This window comes from Streptomyces sp. NPDC005706 (genome assembly GCF_040631045.1).
Taxonomy (GTDB): domain Bacteria; phylum Actinomycetota; class Actinomycetes; order Streptomycetales; family Streptomycetaceae; genus Streptomyces.
In genome coordinates this window covers 142,968-161,118 of the sequence record NZ_JBEXYS010000014.1, presented here as the reverse complement: position 1 = coordinate 161,118, position 18,151 = coordinate 142,968, and the positions used below count along the sequence as shown (strand labels likewise).

Annotated in this window: 16 protein-coding genes and 2 pseudogenes; 7 read left to right on the top strand and 11 right to left on the bottom strand. The window is 67.7% G+C overall.

Features of this window, described 5'->3' with window-relative positions; genetic code table 11:
- Positions 1–88: 88 nt before the first annotated feature.
- A pseudogene (locus ABZ478_RS22985) lies at positions 89–214 on the top strand (IS5/IS1182 family transposase); the annotation flags it as partial.
- Here ABZ478_RS22985 and ABZ478_RS22980 read toward each other — a convergent pair.
- Positions 186–521: an ankyrin repeat domain-containing protein gene (locus ABZ478_RS22980; RefSeq protein WP_359552314.1), complete on the bottom strand. Its 336-nt coding sequence runs from the start codon at positions 519–521 to the stop codon at positions 186–188. The pseudogene ABZ478_RS22985 and the gene ABZ478_RS22980 overlap by 29 nt on opposite strands.
- 95 nt (positions 522–616) lie before the next feature.
- On the opposite strand from ABZ478_RS22980, the gene ABZ478_RS22975 reads away from it, so the two are divergent.
- The 3 genes from ABZ478_RS22975 (at position 617) to ABZ478_RS22965 (ending at position 2,846) form a co-directional block, all read left to right on the top strand.
- Positions 617–811 carry a hypothetical protein gene (locus ABZ478_RS22975; protein ID WP_359552312.1) on the top strand — a complete coding sequence of 65 codons (195 nt, stop codon included), beginning with the start codon at positions 617–619 and terminating at the stop codon, positions 809–811.
- Between the two features lie 306 nt (positions 812–1,117).
- Positions 1,118–1,711 carry a hypothetical protein gene (locus ABZ478_RS22970; RefSeq protein ID WP_359552310.1) on the top strand — a complete coding sequence of 198 codons (594 nt, stop codon included), beginning with the start codon at positions 1,118–1,120 and terminating at the stop codon, positions 1,709–1,711.
- 352 nt (positions 1,712–2,063) lie between these two features.
- The gene (locus ABZ478_RS22965) at positions 2,064–2,846 is read left to right on the top strand and encodes a hypothetical protein (protein ID WP_359552309.1); all 783 of its coding nucleotides are present in this window, start codon (positions 2,064–2,066) and stop codon (positions 2,844–2,846) included.
- A 912-nt stretch (positions 2,847–3,758) separates the two neighbouring features.
- On the opposite strand, the gene ABZ478_RS22960 is transcribed toward ABZ478_RS22965, so the two are convergent.
- From ABZ478_RS22960 to ABZ478_RS22945, 4 genes are all read right to left on the bottom strand, one after another.
- The gene (locus ABZ478_RS22960) at positions 3,759–4,952 is read right to left on the bottom strand and encodes a glycosyltransferase family 2 protein (RefSeq protein ID WP_359552307.1); all 1,194 of its coding nucleotides are present in this window, start codon (positions 4,950–4,952) and stop codon (positions 3,759–3,761) included.
- Positions 4,949–6,082 carry a polysaccharide biosynthesis protein gene (locus ABZ478_RS22955; RefSeq protein ID WP_359552305.1) on the bottom strand — a complete coding sequence of 378 codons (1,134 nt, stop codon included), beginning with the start codon at positions 6,080–6,082 and terminating at the stop codon, positions 4,949–4,951. The genes ABZ478_RS22960 and ABZ478_RS22955 overlap by 4 nt, the downstream gene beginning before the upstream one ends.
- Positions 6,083–6,745: 663 nt before the next feature.
- The gene (locus ABZ478_RS22950) at positions 6,746–7,225 is read right to left on the bottom strand and encodes an RHS repeat-associated core domain-containing protein (protein ID WP_359552303.1); all 480 of its coding nucleotides are present in this window, start codon (positions 7,223–7,225) and stop codon (positions 6,746–6,748) included.
- 705 nt (positions 7,226–7,930) lie between these two features.
- Complete coding sequence (locus tag ABZ478_RS22945) at positions 7,931–10,114, bottom strand: MMPL family transporter (protein WP_359552301.1); 2,184 nt, start codon at positions 10,112–10,114, stop codon at positions 7,931–7,933.
- 213 nt (positions 10,115–10,327) lie between these two features.
- On the opposite strand from ABZ478_RS22945, the gene ABZ478_RS22940 reads away from it, so the two are divergent.
- Both ABZ478_RS22940 and ABZ478_RS22935 read left to right on the top strand, forming a co-directional pair.
- Positions 10,328–11,125, top strand: coding sequence for a DUF427 domain-containing protein (locus ABZ478_RS22940; RefSeq protein ID WP_359552299.1), 798 nt, complete (start codon positions 10,328–10,330; stop codon positions 11,123–11,125).
- 146 nt (positions 11,126–11,271) lie between these two features.
- A complete protein-coding gene (locus tag ABZ478_RS22935; RefSeq protein WP_359552298.1) occupies positions 11,272–12,216 on the top strand; it encodes an MBL fold metallo-hydrolase in 945 nt (314 codons plus the stop codon).
- A 138-nt stretch (positions 12,217–12,354) separates the two neighbouring features.
- Here the strand turns inward: ABZ478_RS22935 and ABZ478_RS22930 are convergent, their stop codons facing one another.
- From ABZ478_RS22930 to ABZ478_RS22915, 4 genes and pseudogenes are all read right to left on the bottom strand, one after another.
- Positions 12,355–12,774: a hypothetical protein gene (locus ABZ478_RS22930; RefSeq protein ID WP_359552296.1), complete on the bottom strand. Its 420-nt coding sequence runs from the start codon at positions 12,772–12,774 to the stop codon at positions 12,355–12,357.
- 39 nt (positions 12,775–12,813) lie between these two features.
- The gene (locus ABZ478_RS22925; protein ID WP_359552295.1) at positions 12,814–13,296 is read right to left on the bottom strand and encodes a hypothetical protein; all 483 of its coding nucleotides are present in this window, start codon (positions 13,294–13,296) and stop codon (positions 12,814–12,816) included.
- A 216-nt stretch (positions 13,297–13,512) separates the two neighbouring features.
- Positions 13,513–13,987, bottom strand: a pseudogene (locus tag ABZ478_RS22920) (VOC family protein).
- Between the two features lie 206 nt (positions 13,988–14,193).
- Positions 14,194–15,099, bottom strand: coding sequence for an NmrA family NAD(P)-binding protein (locus ABZ478_RS22915; protein ID WP_359552294.1), 906 nt, complete (start codon positions 15,097–15,099; stop codon positions 14,194–14,196).
- Positions 15,100–15,691: 592 nt separating this feature from the next.
- On the opposite strand from ABZ478_RS22915, the gene ABZ478_RS22910 reads away from it, so the two are divergent.
- Entirely contained in the window at positions 15,692–16,144 is a 453-nt protein-coding gene (locus ABZ478_RS22910) for a MarR family winged helix-turn-helix transcriptional regulator (protein ID WP_359552292.1), read from the top strand.
- 408 nt (positions 16,145–16,552) lie between these two features.
- Here the strand turns inward: ABZ478_RS22910 and ABZ478_RS22905 are convergent, their stop codons facing one another.
- Both ABZ478_RS22905 and ABZ478_RS22900 read right to left on the bottom strand, forming a co-directional pair.
- A complete protein-coding gene (locus ABZ478_RS22905) occupies positions 16,553–16,732 on the bottom strand; it encodes a hypothetical protein (protein WP_359552290.1) in 180 nt (59 codons plus the stop codon).
- Positions 16,733–16,938: 206 nt separating this feature from the next.
- Positions 16,939–17,979 (bottom strand): hypothetical protein, encoded by a 1,041-nt coding sequence (locus ABZ478_RS22900; protein ID WP_359552288.1) that lies wholly within the window; start codon positions 17,977–17,979, stop codon positions 16,939–16,941.
- Positions 17,980–18,151 lie beyond the last annotated feature (172 nt).

The following is an 18,151-nucleotide window of genomic DNA, read 5'->3' as shown; positions in this document are numbered from 1 at the left end:
GACGCGATGGAAGCGGCGCAACGAGCCAGAACGGTGGCGGCCTGATCGGCGGGGGGACGCAGCGCAGTTGCGTGCTGCGTCCTGTGTGCGCACCATGTTCTGGCTCGTCGGCTGCCTCCGCCTGACTCGCCGCTATGAGCGCAAGGCCGAGCGCTTCCTCGCCTTCATCAGCATCGGCCGCACCCTCATCTGCTGTCGGCGGCTCGTCTGCTGATGTGGGTCTGCAGCAGTTTCACCGCCAGGTCGTGGCCGTAGTGATGCGCCATGTCCAGAGGGGTGTGGCCGTCCGGGTCTACGAGCTGCGGATCAGCCCCGAAGGCCAGCAGCACCGCCGTGGTGACCACAGTCAACGGCCGCCCGCTCTGCAGGGATCCATCGCCCTCGACATCGATCGCGTGCGTCAGCAGCGTCGTGTTGCCGAAGGCCTCGTCGGGATCGGAGCCGGCGGCCAGCAACCGCGCCAGTGCCTGCGCGTCCTCCTGCTCGACCGCTTGATGCGCGGGTGTCCAGTAGTCGCTCACCACGGCATTCAACCCGCTCTGGCTGCCCGGTAGGAACAGCCCGCCTCGCGGCTTGGCGGTGGTGCAAGGCAGTCCGCCGGGGGGAGGATCCTCTTGTGAGCCAGCCCCCGCCCCAGTTCGTGCGCTTCCCCTTCTACACAGAGGACGGCGAGGACAGGTGCGAGGAAGTGGCGGAAGAACTGCGCTCACTCGTCTCCGCCATCGACGGCACCGCTCCCGCGTACGACGGGTTTTGGGCGACTTTCTGCGGCGACGTGGCAATCGGAGACTACGCGGACTGGGATACGTGATCTTGAGCGTTCCCCCAGGGCGTGTGGCCTGGAGTGACAAGAGCTCCTCGCTCGGGGCGTCCGGCAACGCCGACAGTCGCCGTTGTGCGCTGCCGTTGGCGTACCGGTAGGCGTACGACCGCCACCGCGAGCAGAGCCGTGGAGCCCCGCTCCTTCTACACAAAAGAATGCGTGAGAACGGCCTTCGAAGAGTGCCGCCGATGCAGCGGGCCGAGCAGGGCGGCCCATATCGGTCCTCCGCGGGGCCGCGATCGACCCGCGGCCCGAACGGTCACCCTTTCGTAAAGGCCCCTGGTCCATCCGGTGATGAAGAGCAGGATCAGCGGCGTGCAGATGACTGAGCCGTTCGCCACGACAACCGCCGCCGTAGCTCCCGTGATTCTGATCGCCGCAGCCCTGGAGGTCACCGCCTACCAGAGAGCCATTCAGGGGTGGGTCACCCACTTGGTACAGGAACTCGAACCGGAGCTCCTGCCGTTGCTGGATCTCTCCGTCGACGACCGTCGAGCGACGATAAGAAGGGTCGTGGAGGCCCACGCCGTAGGCATCGGACTCGGAATGATGAAAGTGGCTGTCCGATGGGCGGCTGGCTTCCTCTGGGCGGCGATCATGGTGGCACAGGCGGCGGTCACGATCATCTGTCTGGCGTGGCTTGGGGAGCCTAAGCGCTCAGCGCACCCTGGAATCGCAAGCGCCTGCCTGTTGGTCGTTGGAGCGGGTGCTGTCGCTGTCGCCTCGTTCCCCATGTACCGGCTGATGAACGCACCGTGGATGCCGGTGGGAGAGCGCGTGATCGAGATCCAACTGCGCTATCGCCTCGCGGAGGTCCGCCGGCAAGCCCAGCAGAGTGACGCGACCACGGCTGGAAGTGAAGACCCGACGGCAGCATCTGCGAGCTGATCACGCCATCGTGCGCCCACGCTGCCCGGCCGCCGGGCCAGCGGGCCCGTTCCGGCACGCGGAAGCAAGCCGACGAGCACCACACAACGCGTCCCGCACCGCGGGACGCGCCGGACGGAGCAGGCCTGCTCGAAGGGCTGTACGAACCGGGAATCGGGGCTCTGTGCCCAGCGCCCGGGACTGACCGGAAACAGTCCACGCTGCCACGCCCGGCTTGCTCTGGCACGAGGGCCGTCTCATGCGTGCCGGCGTGCCGCGATGAGGGTGAGGCGGATCACATGCCGGTCGGTGCATCCCTTTGCGTGGCTCTTGAGTCAGTTGATCGATTCGATCGATCCTGAGGGGAGTCAAGGTGGCCAAACGCAGCCTTCTGGGGGTGGTGGCCCTGTCTGTGACGGCGGCGGTCACGCTCACTGCCTGTGGCGAGGACACGAAGGCTGACGCCAAGGTAGCGCGCGACTCCGTCTCCGCATCAGCTTCCCCCACGACGCCGCTCAAGAACTTGGCCCCGGCTGAGATCGCCGCGAAGTCCCGGCTGGCGATGACAAAGCTGAGGTCCTTCCAGGTCAAAGGCACCGGGACTGTCGGGGGCAAGAAGATGACCCTCAATGTGGCAGTCGCGGGGAAGGGAAACTGCCTGGGCACCATCGGCGTCAAAGGCGGAACCGGCCAAGTCCGATGGTACGGCGGCTACACCTACATGACGGGTGACCGCAGATTCTGGCATGCACTCGTCGGTGAAGAAGCGGGCGCGACCCCTCAGCAGGTGGACGCTTTCGTCGATTGGCTGGATGGGCGCTGGCTCAGAAAGCCGGCCGGAGGCACGGGCGCGAACAAGGCGTTCCCCTTCTGCGACGCCGCCGCGTTGTTCCCGAAGGACTCCTCGGACAGTGGCCTCACACGAGGCGCTGATACCGAGGTCAACCGCACCCGCGGCGTGACACTCACGGGAGGGGACGGTGCCACGGCACGCACCCTCGTGGTGGCGGCCGAGGGAGAGCCCTACTACCTGCGGACGTCCATCAAGGGCGGTGAACTACCGCAAACGTTCGAGTACTCGGGATTCAACAAGCCTTTGACTCTGGGGCCGCCGCCCATCGCTAACGCCATTGACGGGACTCAGCAGCAGCGATGACACCGGCCGCACCCGGCGTCGGCCCGGCCGACGTCGGGTCGCCCAGCCGGCTCTCCCTCCGTCGTGAGGATGCTGGTGCGCCAGCCGTCCGGCGCCGCCAGCAAAGCCACTTCTCGTTTCGCGTCGCGCCATGCCGCTATCCCATCTCGTCGGGGTCGACGTGGTGCGTCTGCGTGGAGGATCGCCGCGGCTGAGCACCCGCTCCAAGGCCTGCCCCGCAACGAGGGGGCGGGTGAGATGATCTCAGCGTGGCTGGTGTGATCTCAGCGGTGGAGCCTTACTGGCCAGCCACGGTCACGGATAGTGGCGGCCCTGGCGTGTGCCGCGGCATGCTGGACGGCGAACGCGCGCAGCGCGGCAAGGTCTTTGGAGCGGGAGGGCATGCGGCACGCCGCGGTGCTGCAGGAGACCGTGGCGGAGCGGTCGCTGTGGCTGGTGAGCCGGATCGTCCAGGCCGCCCGGGCATGCGCTGGGTCGAGGGTTCGCTGTACGCAGTCGTCACGCAGGGCTGTCCGTTCGTGGAGGTAGGTCTCGTAGATGTCTTCACGTCGTTCCCAGCGGACGCATAAGCGGCGGAAGCCGTGGAGCCAGGAGTTGGTGCGTTCGGCGCGGTCGGGATCTGACGCCGGACCAGCTGATCGGCCACGAGGGCGGTACGAGAGGGCTCTTTCGGAGGGCTAGGTTTCCCTGTCCATGTCCCCGATCCGCCCGAAGAGCAATTGATGCGCCACGGTGGCCGCTGCGACGCCCTTCGACGTGCCCACCGTGGCCGCTCAGTACCCTTCCCACGATTGAGTTGCAGCCGGCGAGCTGACGGGTGCAGCGTCACTGATCGCCGAGCCACCGGCGGAGCGAGTGCTCATGCCATGACCTTCAAGGGTGCCGCCCTGAACTGCTCCGTCGCCTTGTCGCTCAGCGTGTGCTCTGGGCCAGCTCCTGCGCCCTGTGAGGGCGTCTCGGGCGGATGATACCCGCGTTCCGGTCTGCGCGAGCCATCTTGACATACCAGAAGATTCCGAGCGGTGAGATCAGCAGGCTGGAAACCGCTCCGTAGAACGGCATGAGCCAGATGACCGAATCTCTGGTGTTCCAGTGCACGTAGAAGGCAAGCAGAAGGTAGGCCAGCATCACGACGCCAAGGACCACGGTGGACATGGTGCATCCGAGGTCGTTGACCAGCTCAGCAGCGGTGATCCAGCGCAGTGGCGCCAGCAGGAACGTCGCGGCGCCGTAGGCCCAGACCAGCGGGTGCCTGCGGGCGAACCGAAAGTTCACGATGTAGAGCCGTACTTCACCGCCGGCCCAGGCCAGACGCTGGCGCCACCAGGGCTTGAAGTTGTCCGGAACGATGGTGGGCACCTCGAACGGCACATGGCCGACCCGGTAGCCCAAAGCGTTGGCGAGGATGCCGAGTTCCACGTCGTTGCCCTGAAAGAACAGGGAGTGGCGCCGCATGATCTGGCGGTGTGCCTCCGTGCGGGCAGCATGGCAGGCACCGGACACCAGCCAGGGGACGACTCTTCGCAACTGCATGGCGAGGCGGTACTCGTGTGCCTGAATGCGTCCGAGGAGCCGGCGGGTGTTCATCGGGACCAGGCGTATGGAGGCCAGGTCGAGTTTGCGGACGGCGAGTGCGCCCACCAGTTCGCTGAGGGGGCGGACCGTGGTGGTGTCGGCGTCCAGGCACACCACCCACTCGGCGTGGACCCATTCGAGTGCGTCGCGGACGACGCGGTCCCGGATCGTGCCGCCGGTCTGTCTCTTGCCGGAACGGCCTTCGCTCGGGCGGGAGACCTCGCCTCTGAAGACGCGGAAGCCGTTGGCCTGGGCGATGGCGTCCAGTTCCCGGTTGAATTCGTCCGTCTCCGTCGTGGTGGTGCACAGCAGGACGCGGCTGCCGTACGTGCGCAGGAAGTCCACGTTCTCCAAGTAGCGCACGCTGCCGTAGATGGGGACCAGGACTTCGAAGTCCTCCACCGGTGCAGGCGGCGCGTAGTCGGCGCGGGCGTTTCTGGCCCGCACACTGCCGACCATGTCCACCAGGGTGAACAGGAGCGGCAGGGTCAGGACAGAGATGGCCAGGCCTATCCAGGGGTTCAGACTCACGGTCGCGTCTCCAGCGAGGACGCGCCCTCGGCCTCGGCGTCGGGCAGGAGATTGCTCATGGCGGCCACGAGGAGTTCGTTCTCCACCGTGCCCACCAGGTTGCGCAGTTCCTCGACCCGCCGCAGCAGATCGGGGCGGACTGCCGTGCGCGGGCGGACACACCAGATGCGGGGGTCACCGGTCATTTCGCGCTGTTCGGTCTTCTCATCCAACAGTTCCTCGTGCAGCTTCTCGCCCTCGCGCAGACCGGTGTACGTGATCTCTACACCGGGGGCCTGCACAGCAGCGACATAGCGGTCGACGAGGTCCGCGATGCGCACGGGCTGCCCCATGTCGAGAATGTAGGTCTCGCCCGCGGTGGCCATCGTCGCGGCCTCGATGACCAGGCTGGAGGCCTGCGGGATGGTCATGAAGAAGCGGGTGACGTCGGGGCTGGTCAGAGTGACGGGTCTGCCATTGCCGACCTGCCAGGCCAGGCTGTGCAGGAAGGATCCCCGACTACCGATAACGTTACCAAATCGAACAGATCCCACCCGCATTGATCCGCCTGCGTACGCCTGCACGATGACCTCACCGAGACGCTTGGTCAGGCCCAGGACGGAGGTGGGGCGGGCGGCCTTGTCCGTGGAGACGAAGATGAAGCGGTCGACTCCCGCTTCAGCCGCGGCTCTGACAACGTTGGCCGTGCCGATGACGTTGCTGAGGACACCCTGTGCGGGATAACGCTGCAGCAGCGGGAGGTGCTTGTGGGCCGCAGCATGGAAGACGATGTGGGGCCGCACCCGGGCCATGAGCTCCCGCATGGCATCCGCCTGGCGTATGTCACCCAGAACAATCGTCTCGTCGTCCAGCAGTCCATGACCGTGAAGGTCCAACTGGACTGCATGCAGGGCTGACTCGTCATGGTCGACCAAGTGGACGCTCTCGGGAGACAGCTGCCACAGCTGGCGGACCAGCTCGCTTCCGATCGATCCGCCAGCGCCAGTTACCAGGATTCGTCGAGCACCGACGAGCAGCCTGGCCTCACGGCTGTGTACAACGTCCGGCCTTCCGCCGAGCAAGTCGCCGGCGTTCACCGACGAGAGCTGCTGAATCGTTCCTGCGGAATTCCGTGGCGCTACCGCGGTCATGGAAGCTCCCTTTCTGGACCGGCGCGGCGTGGGCGGCGTCCGGTGACAATCGATGCTGCGAGCGTGCAGAGCCGACCGCGGGAGTCCTCCCGCGGGTGGGAGGTGGTGCGCAGTCGACGAAGAGCGTCAGCGGGCGACCCGACGGGACCGCAGCGGCGGCCGTTGTCCCGACCGTCCAGTGATGAGCATCTGACGCGATCAAGAGAAATACATGAGTTGTGCACACATTGCAAGGGGATGGTGAAGACGAAGTGATGAAGGTGTGCGCAGGACGCGCCCACTCTGCATGCCTATGAGGACTTAACCGGACATACAGAGCTGCGGTTGTGTAGAACCCGTGTGGAACCAGCCCTCCTTGCGCGGTGCACACGCGAACGGCGAGCGACTGTGGGGGCAGCCCAAAATCGGAGGTCTCGACCGAACGAGGATGATAGAATCTTAAACTACAGGCCATGCCGGAACGGCTCGGGACAAGCAAGATGGGTCGAGGCAGATATGTCGGACCGTCAACACTCCCCTCACACGGAGTATGTGTATCCCGATCTACGATGGCCTGACCTGCGAGAAGCGCAGCCGCAGGTTCATCCGCGTCGCCATTCGTGTGCTGCTTAGGCGATGTCCGGCCGCCGGCTGGCAAGCAGCCGCTGCACGCTCCTACGCGGCCTACCGCAGGAACGTGTTGTCAGCACCCGCGGCGCATCCAAGCAAGCCTTGGGTTTGGTGGTGGTCGAAGCCCAGGAGAGGGTCGGCGCTGGTGAACTGGCCGATCTTGGGGTCGTACTCGCGTGCCCCGACGTGGGCCAGGCCGGTGGTGTCGTCGGCCGGCTTGTCCAGGAAGGCTTTGTCGTCGGGCCAGGACGTCGGCTTGGTGCCCCGTGGGACGCCGAACGGGGTGCTGTAGCGCTTGGTGACCGCGTACGTGCTCGCGTCCATGGCGACGCTGGACGTGCCGTGCTGGTCGGCGGCGAGGAAGCTGAGTTTCGTGCCGGAGACACCGGAGGTGGCGGAGCGGACCGCGGTGGTCTGGCCGTTCGCGGTGTAGTAGCGGGTGCCTAGCTGGTGCCGGACGCGGTTTTCGTGGTGCCCTTCGTCGTCAGGCGAAGTTCTTGCCGGCGCCCATGTAGAGGATCGTGTCGCCGTCACCCTTGGCCCGGCGGATCAGCAACTCGCCGCTCGCGTCGTCGAGGTAGCTCGCCTCATTCGTGCTCTCCGTGAGCTTGGACAGGTCTCCCTCGGTGTTCCACAGCAGAGCCTGCTGGGCCGACGGGCCGGGCCGGGAGGTGGTGTTTCCGCCGGCGTCGTAGCGGTAGGTACCGGCGCGGTTGCCGGTCGTCTTTCAGGGTGTGCGGTTTGGTCTCAGTGGTGTCGTCGTAGGCGTACGACGTGGCCTTGTCGCCCGACGTATTGTGCTGCGTATCCGTCTCGCGCTGGCCGGCGTCGTTGTACGTGTACGACGTTCAGCACGGGGCTGCCCCGTCGAGATTCGACATCGTGCGGCCGGAGGCCATGCAATCCGCGGTCTCGGGGTCCAGGGCTCGCTCATGCGGCGATTGCCGTCGTAGGCGAAGCACTGGTGGTCGGTCTTCGCCGTGCCGCCCCGTGCGGTGGCGTCGAAGATCGAGGTGACGCTACCCGCGTCATCCTGGGTGCACTTCAGCTCCTGCGGCATGTACCCGTGGACGTCATCGGTGACGAAAGAGCGGTCAGGCGGCGCCGTACCCTCCTCGTTTTCCCAGTTGAGGAATGCCTTTTTCGCCGTGCTGCCCGAATCCTTACTACCTCCGGCCCCGCACGAACACGAGCGGCCCCGCCGGACACCGCCCGGCGGGGCCGCTCGTCGCGCTGCCGCTAGTTGCCGCGGCCCGCGGGATCGTGGGCGACGCTGTCGCGGGCCTCGCCCCCGTTGGCCGGCTCCGCGCCGGCGGAGCCCGTCCCCGTCTCGGTGGCCCGGTCACCGTGCCCCGGCCACCAGGCCGCGTGCCCGATGAGCGCGGTGAGACTGGGCGTGAAGAACATCGACATCACGAAGGCGGCGACCGCGATGCCGAAGGAGACGGCGAAACCCATCTCCGTGAGCAGCGCGTTGCCCGCCAGCATCATCGTGGCGAAGGTGGCCGCCAGGATGAAGCCGGCCGCGGCTACGGTCGGCCCGGCGTGCCGGAGTGCCATGCCGGCGGCCTCGCGCGGCTCGCGGCCCTCGCGGGCCTCCTCGCGCAGCCGGGCGATCATGAGGATGTTGTAGTCCGTGCCGATGGCGACCACGAAGAGATACATGATCACCGGCAGCATGAACATCAGGCCCGAATGCCCCTGGCCGTTCTGGAAGATCCACACGGTGGCACCGAGGGTGGCGCCGAAGCCCAATCCCACGGAGGCCATCAGATACCAGGGCGCGACCACACTGCGCAGCAGCAGGCCAAGAATGATCATGATGAGGATCGCGGCGACGGGGAAGACCGTGCGGTAGTCGTGGTTGACCGCTGCGTCGATGTCCTTGTAGATCGAGGACATGCCGCCGACCAGCGCCTCGGTGCCGTCGGGGGCGTCGGCGTGGGCGACGTCGCGCACCCGGCCCACGGCGTCGATGGCCTTGTCCGTAGACGCCTCGTACTTCAGCGTGACCGTGAAGTCCGCGGTGGTGCCCGCCTTGTTGACCTGCGTCATCCGGGCGTCCGCGACCCCGTCCACGGCGCCGAGCTTGCGCGCGTAGGAGCCGAACGCGCCCTGGTCCAGGGGCTTGCCGTCGGTGCTGGAGAGGTAGACGTCGGTGGGAGCGGCCGCGCCCGCCGAGTACGCCTTCTGCATCTCGTCCTGGGCGACCATGGATTCCTTGGTCTTCGGCATGGAGCCGGACGCGAGGTCGAAGGTGGCGTTGAAGTTGAGAATGCCCAGCGACAGCACGACCAGGACGAGTCCGGACAGTCCGGCGGTCAGCGCCGGGCGGCGCTGCACCCCGCGCCCGAAGGCGGCGAAGCGGGCGTTCTCCGGTTCCCGCTGCCAGGACTTGGACGGCCAGAAGACCTTCGGCCCGATGAGCGAGACCACGGCCGGGATCAGGGTCAGGCCCGCGACGAGCGTGGCGGCGACCGCGATGGCGAGCGCCGGTCCCATCTGCTTGAGGAAGCCGAGCGTGGACAGCACCAGCGCGAGGAAGGCGATGATGACCGCCCCGGCTGCCGAGGCGATGGCCTCACCGACCCGGTCGACCGCGTTGACCATGGCCTGCTTGGGTTCGTCGCCGGCGCGCAGGCGTTCGCGGTAGCGGAACATCAGGAACAGGAAGTAGTCCGTGCCCACGCCGAAGAGCACGACGATCAGGATCGACGAGATCGAGCTGTTGGCCTGGAGGTCGAACAGCTTGGTGGCGTAGGCGATCAGCCCGTTGGCGACGGCGGACACCAGGCCGATGAGGACCAGCGGCAGGATGGCGAGGATCGGCGCCCGGAAGATGATCAGCAGCGTCACCAGGATGATGACGAAGGTACCGATGCCGATCAGTGCCTGTCCGCGTTTGGACGAGTCCTGCTGGTCGAGTGCCTGGGCCGCGGAGCCGCCCAGTTTGACCTCCAGGTGCGTGCCCTTGGCGAGTTGCTTGACATCGTCACGCAACACCTTGGCCGCGTCGGCCTGTTCGGGCTGACCGGCCTTCTTGCTGTCCATCTGGACCAGGGTCAGGTCGTACCTGCCGTCCTTGGACGGCTGGCCGGGGACGACCTTCTGCACCTGGTCGATGTGCTTCTTGCCCAGCTCGGTGGTGATCCGGGCGACGTCCTGCTTGTCGGCGTCTGTCAGCCGGCCGCCGTCGGTGCGCTGGTACAGCGCGATCGCGGACGGCGTGAAGGCGCTGGGGAACGCCTTCTGCTGCAGATCCGCCGCTCTGATGGACTCGTAACTCTTCGGCAGGAAACTGCTCTCGTCACTGTTCGAAGGCAGGCCGGGAGCGGTGGCGACGATCGCCACCGCGGCGATCAGCCAGGCCACGATCGTCCAGACGGGATGTCGGACGACAGCGTTGCCTATTCGTCGGAACATGCGGGGGGTCCTCCTGGACAGGAAGATCACCGCAGCCCGGGGAGCGGTCCCCGGCATCGGCGACCCCGGCCGGCGCGCGGTCAACGCACCGGCCGAATGGTTGTCTTAGGGTCACAGAGTAGTGACCACGCAACGGGATCATTCCAGCAGGCGCGCCGAGGCACGACCGGATATCGGGCGGCCGCCGCCGACGGGCCGGAAGGAGCACCGGACATGACCACGAACAGCGTCTCAGGGCCGCCGCACCGCACTCCCGAGGGCATCCTCTGGGAGCCCAGCGGCCGCTGGGTGCGCGGCCGTACGGCCGGGGCCACGGTCGTCGACAGCCGCCACCCCGTCCTCGTGTGGGAACCCGGCGTACCGGTGCCGCTGTACGCCTTTCCGCGCGGCGAGGTCCGCGAGGACCTGCTGCGTCCGGCGCGGAACCCGCCCACAGGCACCCACACCGGATCGACGGTCTTCTACGACCTGGAGGCGGGCGGCGAGTCGCGGGCGAACGCCGCCTGGACCTTCCCCTCGGACGCCCTGGCGGGCCACATCGCCTTCGAGTGGTCCCGGCGCACCGGCACCGGCCTGGACCACTGGTACGAGGAGGAAGAAGAAATCTTCGTCCATCCCCGCGACCCGCACAAGCGGGTCGACGCCCTCCCCAGCAGCCGGCACGTCCGGGTCGAGATCGGCGGCACACCGGTCGCCGACACTCGCCGCCCGGTCCTGCTCTTCGAGACGGGCCTGCCCACCCGCTACTACCTTCCCCGCGAGGACGTCCGCCTGGACCTGTTCGAGCCCACCGACCACAGCACAGGCTGCCCCTACAAGGGCACCGCCGCGTACTGGTCCTGGTGCGGCGGGGACGACGTCCCGGCCGACGTACTGTGGAGCTACGCCGATCCGCTGCCCGCGGTGGGCGCGGTCAGGGGGCTGCTCGCGTTCTACAACGAGGCGGTCGACATCACCGTGGACGGCGAACGGCTGGAGCGCCCGGTCACCCACTTCACCCGGCGCCCCTGAGGCGCCGGCCGCCGGGCGCCTCACATCGGGGTACCGGCCGGTGGATCCTCGGTGCGATGATCCCCGCGGAGTTCGACGAGCCCGGCCGGGTGTGGGAGTTCCGTGACCGCTCCGGCAGACTCCCTTCCTCACGACAGGAGTTCGCAGTGAGCAGTGTCCACAACGACGTAGACCTCCTCCCCCCGCCCCGGGTCGAGGAGGTCAGCGAGAACGTCTTCGCGTACATACAGCCCGACGGCAGCTGGTGGATCAACAACACCGCATTCCTCGTGGGGCGGCGCGGCGTGATCAGCGTGGACGCCTGCTCGACCGTGCGGCGCACGCGGGCCTACCTGGACGCGATCGGCACCATCACGTCCCAGCCGGTACGGACCCTGATCAACACTCACCACCACGGCGACCACACCTTCGGCAACCACCTGTTCGACGGCGCCACCATCGTCGGCCACGAGGCGACCCGGACGAGCGTTCTGCAGTGGGGCGAGCCGGGCGCGGCGGCCGCGTTCTGGACCGACGTCAAGTGGGGTGACGTCACGATCGAACCGCCCTTCCTCACCTACACGGAGGGCGTCACGGTGTGGTCCGACGACCTGCGCGCCGAGGTGCGCCACGTCGGCACGCCCGCCCACACCACCAACGACTCCATCGTCTGGCTGCCCGAACGGGGGGTCCTGTTCAGCGGCGACCTGCTGTTCAACGGCGGCACGCCCTTCCTGTTGCAGGGCTCCGTGGCCGGTGCCGTGAAGGTGCTGGAAGAGGTGGTCAAGCCGTTGGGCGCGACGACCATCGTCCCCGGCCACGGCGGGGTCGCCGGTCCCGAGCTGGTCGACGAGGTGCTCGGCTACCTGCGGTTCGTGCAGCGCACCGCCCGGGCGGGCCGCGACGCCGGGCTGACGCCCCTGGAGACCGCCCGCGAGACCGACCTGGGCGAGTACGCCGGGCTGCTCGACGCCGAGCGCATCGTCGGCAACCTGCACCGGGCATACGCGGAGCTGGAGGACGGCCCGCTCGGCCGGACCATCGATGCCGCGGCCGCCCTCGGCGACATGGTCGCCTACAACGGCGGACGCCCCCTCACCTGCCTGGCCTGAGGGCGAGACCTCGCTCCCGGCTGTGTGATCGATGGCGTCGGTGAGGTGGTCCATCGTCGCCGTCGAGGCCCTGGGGGCGCGGGACGGCGGCAGGAGCAGGTGGCTGCGGGACCGACGGCATCGGGGCCGAACGTGTGATTACGCTTTGGAGTCGTCGGAGAGGAAGTGCGCGGCGAGTGGGGTGCCGGCACACTTCTCGTGCATCAGCCGGGAGAAGAGCAGCAGCGAGTTGCGGGGCCGGTGGAGCACTGCGAGATCCTGGGCCTGCCCCGCGGCGTTGCGAGTGACGGTGACGACGACTTTCAGTGGCTCGCCTTGGATCGAGGAGTCGTATATTTCCAGGAAGCCGTTGTCACCGAAGACGTCGGCGTAGCTGAAGTCTTGGAACTCGTACAGTTCGCGGGCCTTTGCCACGATGGTCCGGACCGCTTCCGCTCCGCGCGCCGTGCCGTTCATCGCGGCGCCCTCCAGGGTGGCGTCGTCGGCGAGGTTGTCCAGCCACCATGGGTAGTAGCTCAGGCCCTGGCGATCGGTGTCGCTGCGTTCCGTGCTCGTCATGTCGTGCGTCCTTCGATGTCTTCGCAGTAGGCCGCGTGGTCAGCGGGTGATGTGGAAGGTGAGGTGTCTTTCCGTGGTTCCGGCGGGAACGGTGTGGACGTAGCCTTCGGCACCGTTGTAGGTGCCTGATCCGCCGGTGACGGCGACGTCGACGGCGGAGCGGGAGGGCAGGTGGAGCAGTGCCTGTCCGGTGATCTGCCCCTGAGGCAGAGCGAAGGTGCCCAGACACTGGAGTGCGTCCGGACCGACGTGCACGTACGTGCACACCACGGCGTGGTCGCCGACCTTTTTTCCGTTCTGGTACAGGTCTTCGGCGATGACCATCTGATCGCCGAGGCTGTTTCCCTTCCGGCCACTGTCGACCGTCTGGAACTGCGTCTGCTTGGCGACCAACTGGATGATTTCCGTGTGCTGGTGTGCGTCCTGTGCGCTGCCGGTACTGGCTGATGCCAGTTGAGTACCGATGAGGGCCACGGCGGCCGCGGCGACCGAGACGAGTGGGCTTAGGTGCATCTTGCGCATGGTGTGCCTCTTGGAGTGCTCATGAGTGTGTTGTGTCAGGGCGGCTGTAGTGGCCGCGCGAGTCCATCAGGCGCTTGCGCAGGCCGATGTGGGAGAGGTCCAAGCAGCGAGGCTGATCGTGACCTGGCTCGTCCCGCTCGTCGATTGCGTCGGCCGGATCGAAACGTCGGCCGGCCAGAGGGCCGCGCCCTCGGCCTGTATGCCGAAACAGGGCGGTCAGCGGCCGGGAAACCTCTGCGCGATCTCCTGGAGCACCCAGCCGTTGCCGTCCGGGTCGCTGAAAGTGGCGTAGGAGCCGTAGCTGGCACGCTCGGGGTGCGGTCCAGTGACTCGCGCCTGGCCCTGACCGTTGTGGATGACTTCTCCGGCATCGTGGCCGTGGAAGAAGATGCCCTTGTCGTCGTGGAACACCTCGCTCACCTCGATTCCACGGCCGACCAGGTCCGCGCGGGCGTCTTCTATGTCTTCGACGACGAGGTACAGACCTTGAACCGAACCGGGCGCAGCCGTTGTGAGGCCCTTTCCGAAGATGATCGATGGACTCGGACCCAGGCGGCGTGAGGTGGACCACGCGGTAGTCGTCGGTGATGTCCTTGGCGAGGTCGAGCCGGAATCCGGCCTTCTCATAGAAGGCCCTGGAGCGGTCGACGTCCGAGACCGGCAGGACGAAAAGCTCTAGTTTCAGGTGCATTTCCTTGATCACTTCCATAATCCGTGCCCCGTCCCCTGTGCCCCCTGCACGGGACATGGACGGGGGCGTGTACGGGACTTGGGGGCGGTCCGGCCAGCTCTTCGCTCGCTGAGCGGCTGCGAGTGGCGCGGCAACCCGTGTCCGGGGGCAGGCTCGTGGCCTTCTGGCGCTTGCCGCCCCACGTGCGGCGAGCGTCCGGGGCAAAGTCAGGCAAGGTAGAAGTCCTTGCGTGCCGCGACGAATTCCTCGATCGTCTCGGCGGGGGCCCCTGTCAGTCGCTCGACGTCGTCCGAAGCCCGGTCGTACCGGTTCTGCTGATGCAGGCGGCACATGGTGACGATGTGCTGCTCGATGTGGGACGGCAGGCCGATCGTGGAAAGCACCTCGTTGCGCCACTGTTCCAGGGGGACGTCCACGTACTCGACCGGCCGGCCCAGCGCCTTGGCGAAGGCCTCGGCCATCTCGGTCATGTCGACCGTGCGCGGGCCGGTCAGCTCGTAGACGTGACCCGCGTGCGAGGCGGGGTCGCGCAACACGGTGGTGATCACTCTGGCGACGTCGTCAACGGCGATCGGTGAGGTGCGACCGGTTCCGAACGGCAGCTCGATCGTGCCCCTTTTGCGGATCGTCTGCGCCGGAAGCGTGGTGAACAGCGGATTGTCCAGGAACGACGTGGGCCGGATGTGGACCACCGGCAGACCCGACCAGTTGAACACCTGCTCCGCCAGCCAGTGCAGCCGCTGCTGACGGGACTCCGCTGTGCTGGTGGCGGTCATCTGCGACACGGTCATCTGCGACATGTCCACAAGTGCGTCCAGCTTGCCGTACTCGCGCGCAACGCTCGCCACGGCGGTTGCCGCAAGCAGGTGGTCCGGCGAGACGGGCATGGCGAAGTACATGCTCCGAGCGCCCTCCAAAGCGACCGCGACGGTCTCGGGTCGCGTGAGGTCGCCCAGGACGACCTCGGCCCCGAGTTCCCGCAATTGTGCGGCACGGTCGTCCTCCCGACGGACCATGACCCGCACCGGTACGTCCTGTGCACGCAGCTTCTCGACGACAGCACGACCCACGCCGCCCGCGCCTGTGATGAGGGCGAGGTGACTGGCAGCCATAGGTATGTCTCCCTTCTTCGTGACGAGGCAAGATCGCAATCACATCCGCGGCCGGATCCGGGGGCGCGGCCGTCGCGGCGGCGCTTCCCTGGGTGTCGCGGGAGGTGCGGAGAGGGTTCTTGGTGACACCCGATCCAGGTTTAGGAGCATATGCTCCTAATTGGCGCGCCGCAAGGGTGCTCCTCCCTCTCGGGAAGGGGGGCGGACCGCACGGGGGTCCGGGCGGCACTTACGAGCGGAGGCTCCCAGTGCCGTGATTCGGACTTCGGGGCCATGACTCCGGAGGCTGCGACTCCGCGCGATGCGACGGCTCGCCCTCTGACGGCCCGGCTGCCGCACCCCCGACGGCGTCGGCGTCTTTTGAGCCTACGCCCCGGCGAAACGGTCGTCGCGGCCAACCGGACAGGCACTGTCCCGCGCCGATGACTCGCTGGCGCCCTGGTAGTCGAGGCGCTGCTGTACCGGGCATGGCCGACCGCAGCCCTCGGCGCCACCGCAGCGCTGCCGCACGCCCTGCTGGGTGCCGATGCCGTGGGACCTCCAGACGTTGGGTGCATATACTCGTACTTTGTTCCCGTATCTGGAGGAGAGCATGGCCGGCACCGAGAGGGGCACCGCTAGCTCCTGCAACAACCTGGCGTTGCGCAAGGCAGCCCGGTACCTCAGCGCGACCTACGACAAGGCACTCGCCCCGACGGGCCTGCGCGCCACGCAGTTCAGCATCCTCCAGAAGCTGAGCACCCACGAACAGATCACCATCAGCAGCCTCGCCGAGATGATCGCCATGGACCGCACCACCTTGGCCAGCAACCTCAAACCACTGGCTCGCCAGGGTCTGGTCACCGTCGAACCGTCGCCGACAGACCGCCGCGCTCGTGTGGTCACCCTCACCCCCAGCGGCCTCGCCCGGATGACAGCCGCCCTCCCCCACTGGCGTAACGTGCAGTCCGAATTCGAGGAGAGCTTCGGCGGCGACAAGGCAGCCCAGCTCCGTGCCGCGCTGGAAGACGTCCTTGACACCGGGTTCCATCCCTGGGCCGAGTAGACGGCTCAGGAGACAGGTGCTCGGCTTCGCCCGGCGGCCTTCTCCAAGCCCGACCCAGGTGAATCACCAGGGCTGACGAAACCGGCGCACCAGGGGCGCGAGCCGCCAGGCCGCCTTCCGCATCAACGACCCGCCAGGCCGCCTTCGGCATCAAGCGCTCCGGCGACGAGTCCTGGCGGGGTTCGGCTAGAAGACGTGAAGGAAGCACCCGACCGCGACCGCTCCGGCGGCTGCGAGGGACGTCAGCCGGAGAAAAATCTTCCGTGACTTCACAATGGCCTCTCTCGGAATCGAGCAGCGTACGCGGGACGGCTCAGCGCCGCGCTTTCATGAGGACCCCGGCTGGAGCGGTACCCGGTCGCAGTGGTGTCGATGGACGGGACCGCTCGGGCCGGCTCGGTCAGCAACTCACAGGCCGCCCATGCGTATGAGCCACCAATCCGGGTTGCAGGCTCCGCTCATCGAATCGTGCGCGACGGCCGGCCGCTCTTCCACCGTGTCCTCGAGCCGGATGGGCTCCGGCAGCTTCGAGAACCGCAGACTGCGCTGCCGCTGTGCCGCGTCGGCGGATGTGCGTTCGTGTTCCATTACGGCGTCTCCTCATCACGGCGGTCGCGCCGCACTCGATGGCATCCGCGCTGTCGGCGACAGGTCGGAAACGGACTCGTGGTGGCTCTGAGCTGCTATGACGGGCTCGTGCGCAGCGGCCTGGAGCAGTCGTCGGCGGGCCCGTCGCCCTGCGGTTGCCGGGCACCGAGCCCCGTCAATCACGGCTGCGGGGTACTAGGCGTCGGTCAGGCGACGGCTGCTCGACGTCGTATCAGGCGGGGACGCAGGCTCAGCAGGAGCCCGACGACGACGGCCCACACGGTCAGGGTGATCACGGGGCCACCCAGGTGTGCGCCGTTGTAGTAGCTGAGATCGGCGATGCCCCTCACAGCTGCTCCGGGCGGCAGCAGTGCGGAGACCGCACGGGCCCCGGCGGGCAGCAGGTCGGCTCCGATGACCGCGCCGCTCGTGGCGTTGCCGACGGTCAGCAGCAGCAACGTGGTGACCGGGAGCCCGATCGGGCCGAGCAGAACACCCAGGAGCTTGGTGGTGAACGCGGTGGCGACGGCCAGCAGGGCCAGGACGAGGATCAGCGGTACCAGCGGGGCCGGAACGGCACCCAGGACGGGGCCGACGACGAGCGCCCCGACGGCGCCGATGGCGGTGGAGGTTCCGATGAGCAGGAAGAACCGGTGGCGCAGACGCATGACGCCGGCCAGCCCCAGGACGTTGGAGCCCAGAACGAAGCCGGCCAAGCTCACGCCGAAGGCAAGATAGAACCCGGCCAGGCCCCGAGCGTCGTGCGCCGCCAGCGGCACGACGTCCGCGGTGGTCACGTGCGCGCCGGCACCGCGGGCGTAGGCGTCGACCAGTGTGCTCACGGCCGACGTGGTGGACGCGCCGGCGGCTCCGGCGATCTCCAGTCTCAGGTGGCCGGGTGATGCGGTACCGAGCGCGGCCACGACGTCGTGCCGCTCCAGTGCGAGGCGCGCCGTCGCGGCGTCCGCGCTGGGGTGAACCTTGACGGCGTCCCCCAAGGCTTGCTGTATCTCACCCGGAAGGCTGGACCCGGTGACGGCGATGGGCACCTGGTGGGGCTGCGGGTCGCGCTGGAGACCGACGTAGCACGCGATGAAGGCGGCCACGACGATCAGGGAGATCAGGGCCGGCTGGAGCCACGCCTTCACGGGCGGCCGGCGAGCGTTCTGCCGCGTCCTCAGGGTCTGCTCCACCGCCGCGTCTCGCGTTCGCTCACGCTCGGCGGCCGATCCAGTGGAGATGGTCATGGCACAACTTTCTGACTGGGGAACGGGCTGGGGAAAAGGCTCGGCGCGGGCCGCCAATAGGAGCATATACTCCTATTGCGAGGGCGGCAAACACGCGGAGGCCTGCCCCTGTGCGCGCCCACCCCACGGATGCCGACAACGGGGAAAGCTGAGTGACGTCACGAACGACAGA

What these genes read in the sequence shown, in the direction of transcription:
- ABZ478_RS22970 (WP_359552310.1), top strand. Translation starts at nt 1,118, where the DNA reads ATGAAGAGCAGGATCAGCGGCGTGCAGATGACTGAGCCGTTCGCCACG.
- ABZ478_RS22955 (WP_359552305.1), bottom strand. Translation starts at nt 6,082, where the DNA reads ATGACCGCGGTAGCGCCACGGAATTCCGCAGGAACGATTCAGCAGCTC.
- ABZ478_RS22945 (WP_359552301.1), bottom strand. Translation starts at nt 10,114, where the DNA reads ATGTTCCGACGAATAGGCAACGCTGTCGTCCGACATCCCGTCTGGACG.
- ABZ478_RS22940 (WP_359552299.1), top strand. Translation starts at nt 10,328, where the DNA reads ATGACCACGAACAGCGTCTCAGGGCCGCCGCACCGCACTCCCGAGGGC.
- ABZ478_RS22930 (WP_359552296.1), bottom strand. Translation starts at nt 12,774, where the DNA reads ATGACGAGCACGGAACGCAGCGACACCGATCGCCAGGGCCTGAGCTAC.
- ABZ478_RS22925 (WP_359552295.1), bottom strand. Translation starts at nt 13,296, where the DNA reads ATGCGCAAGATGCACCTAAGCCCACTCGTCTCGGTCGCCGCGGCCGCC.
- ABZ478_RS22915 (WP_359552294.1), bottom strand. Translation starts at nt 15,099, where the DNA reads ATGGCTGCCAGTCACCTCGCCCTCATCACAGGCGCGGGCGGCGTGGGT.
- ABZ478_RS22910 (WP_359552292.1), top strand. Translation starts at nt 15,692, where the DNA reads ATGGCCGGCACCGAGAGGGGCACCGCTAGCTCCTGCAACAACCTGGCG.
- ABZ478_RS22905 (WP_359552290.1), bottom strand. Translation starts at nt 16,732, where the DNA reads ATGGAACACGAACGCACATCCGCCGACGCGGCACAGCGGCAGCGCAGT.
- ABZ478_RS22900 (WP_359552288.1), bottom strand. Translation starts at nt 17,979, where the DNA reads ATGACCATCTCCACTGGATCGGCCGCCGAGCGTGAGCGAACGCGAGAC.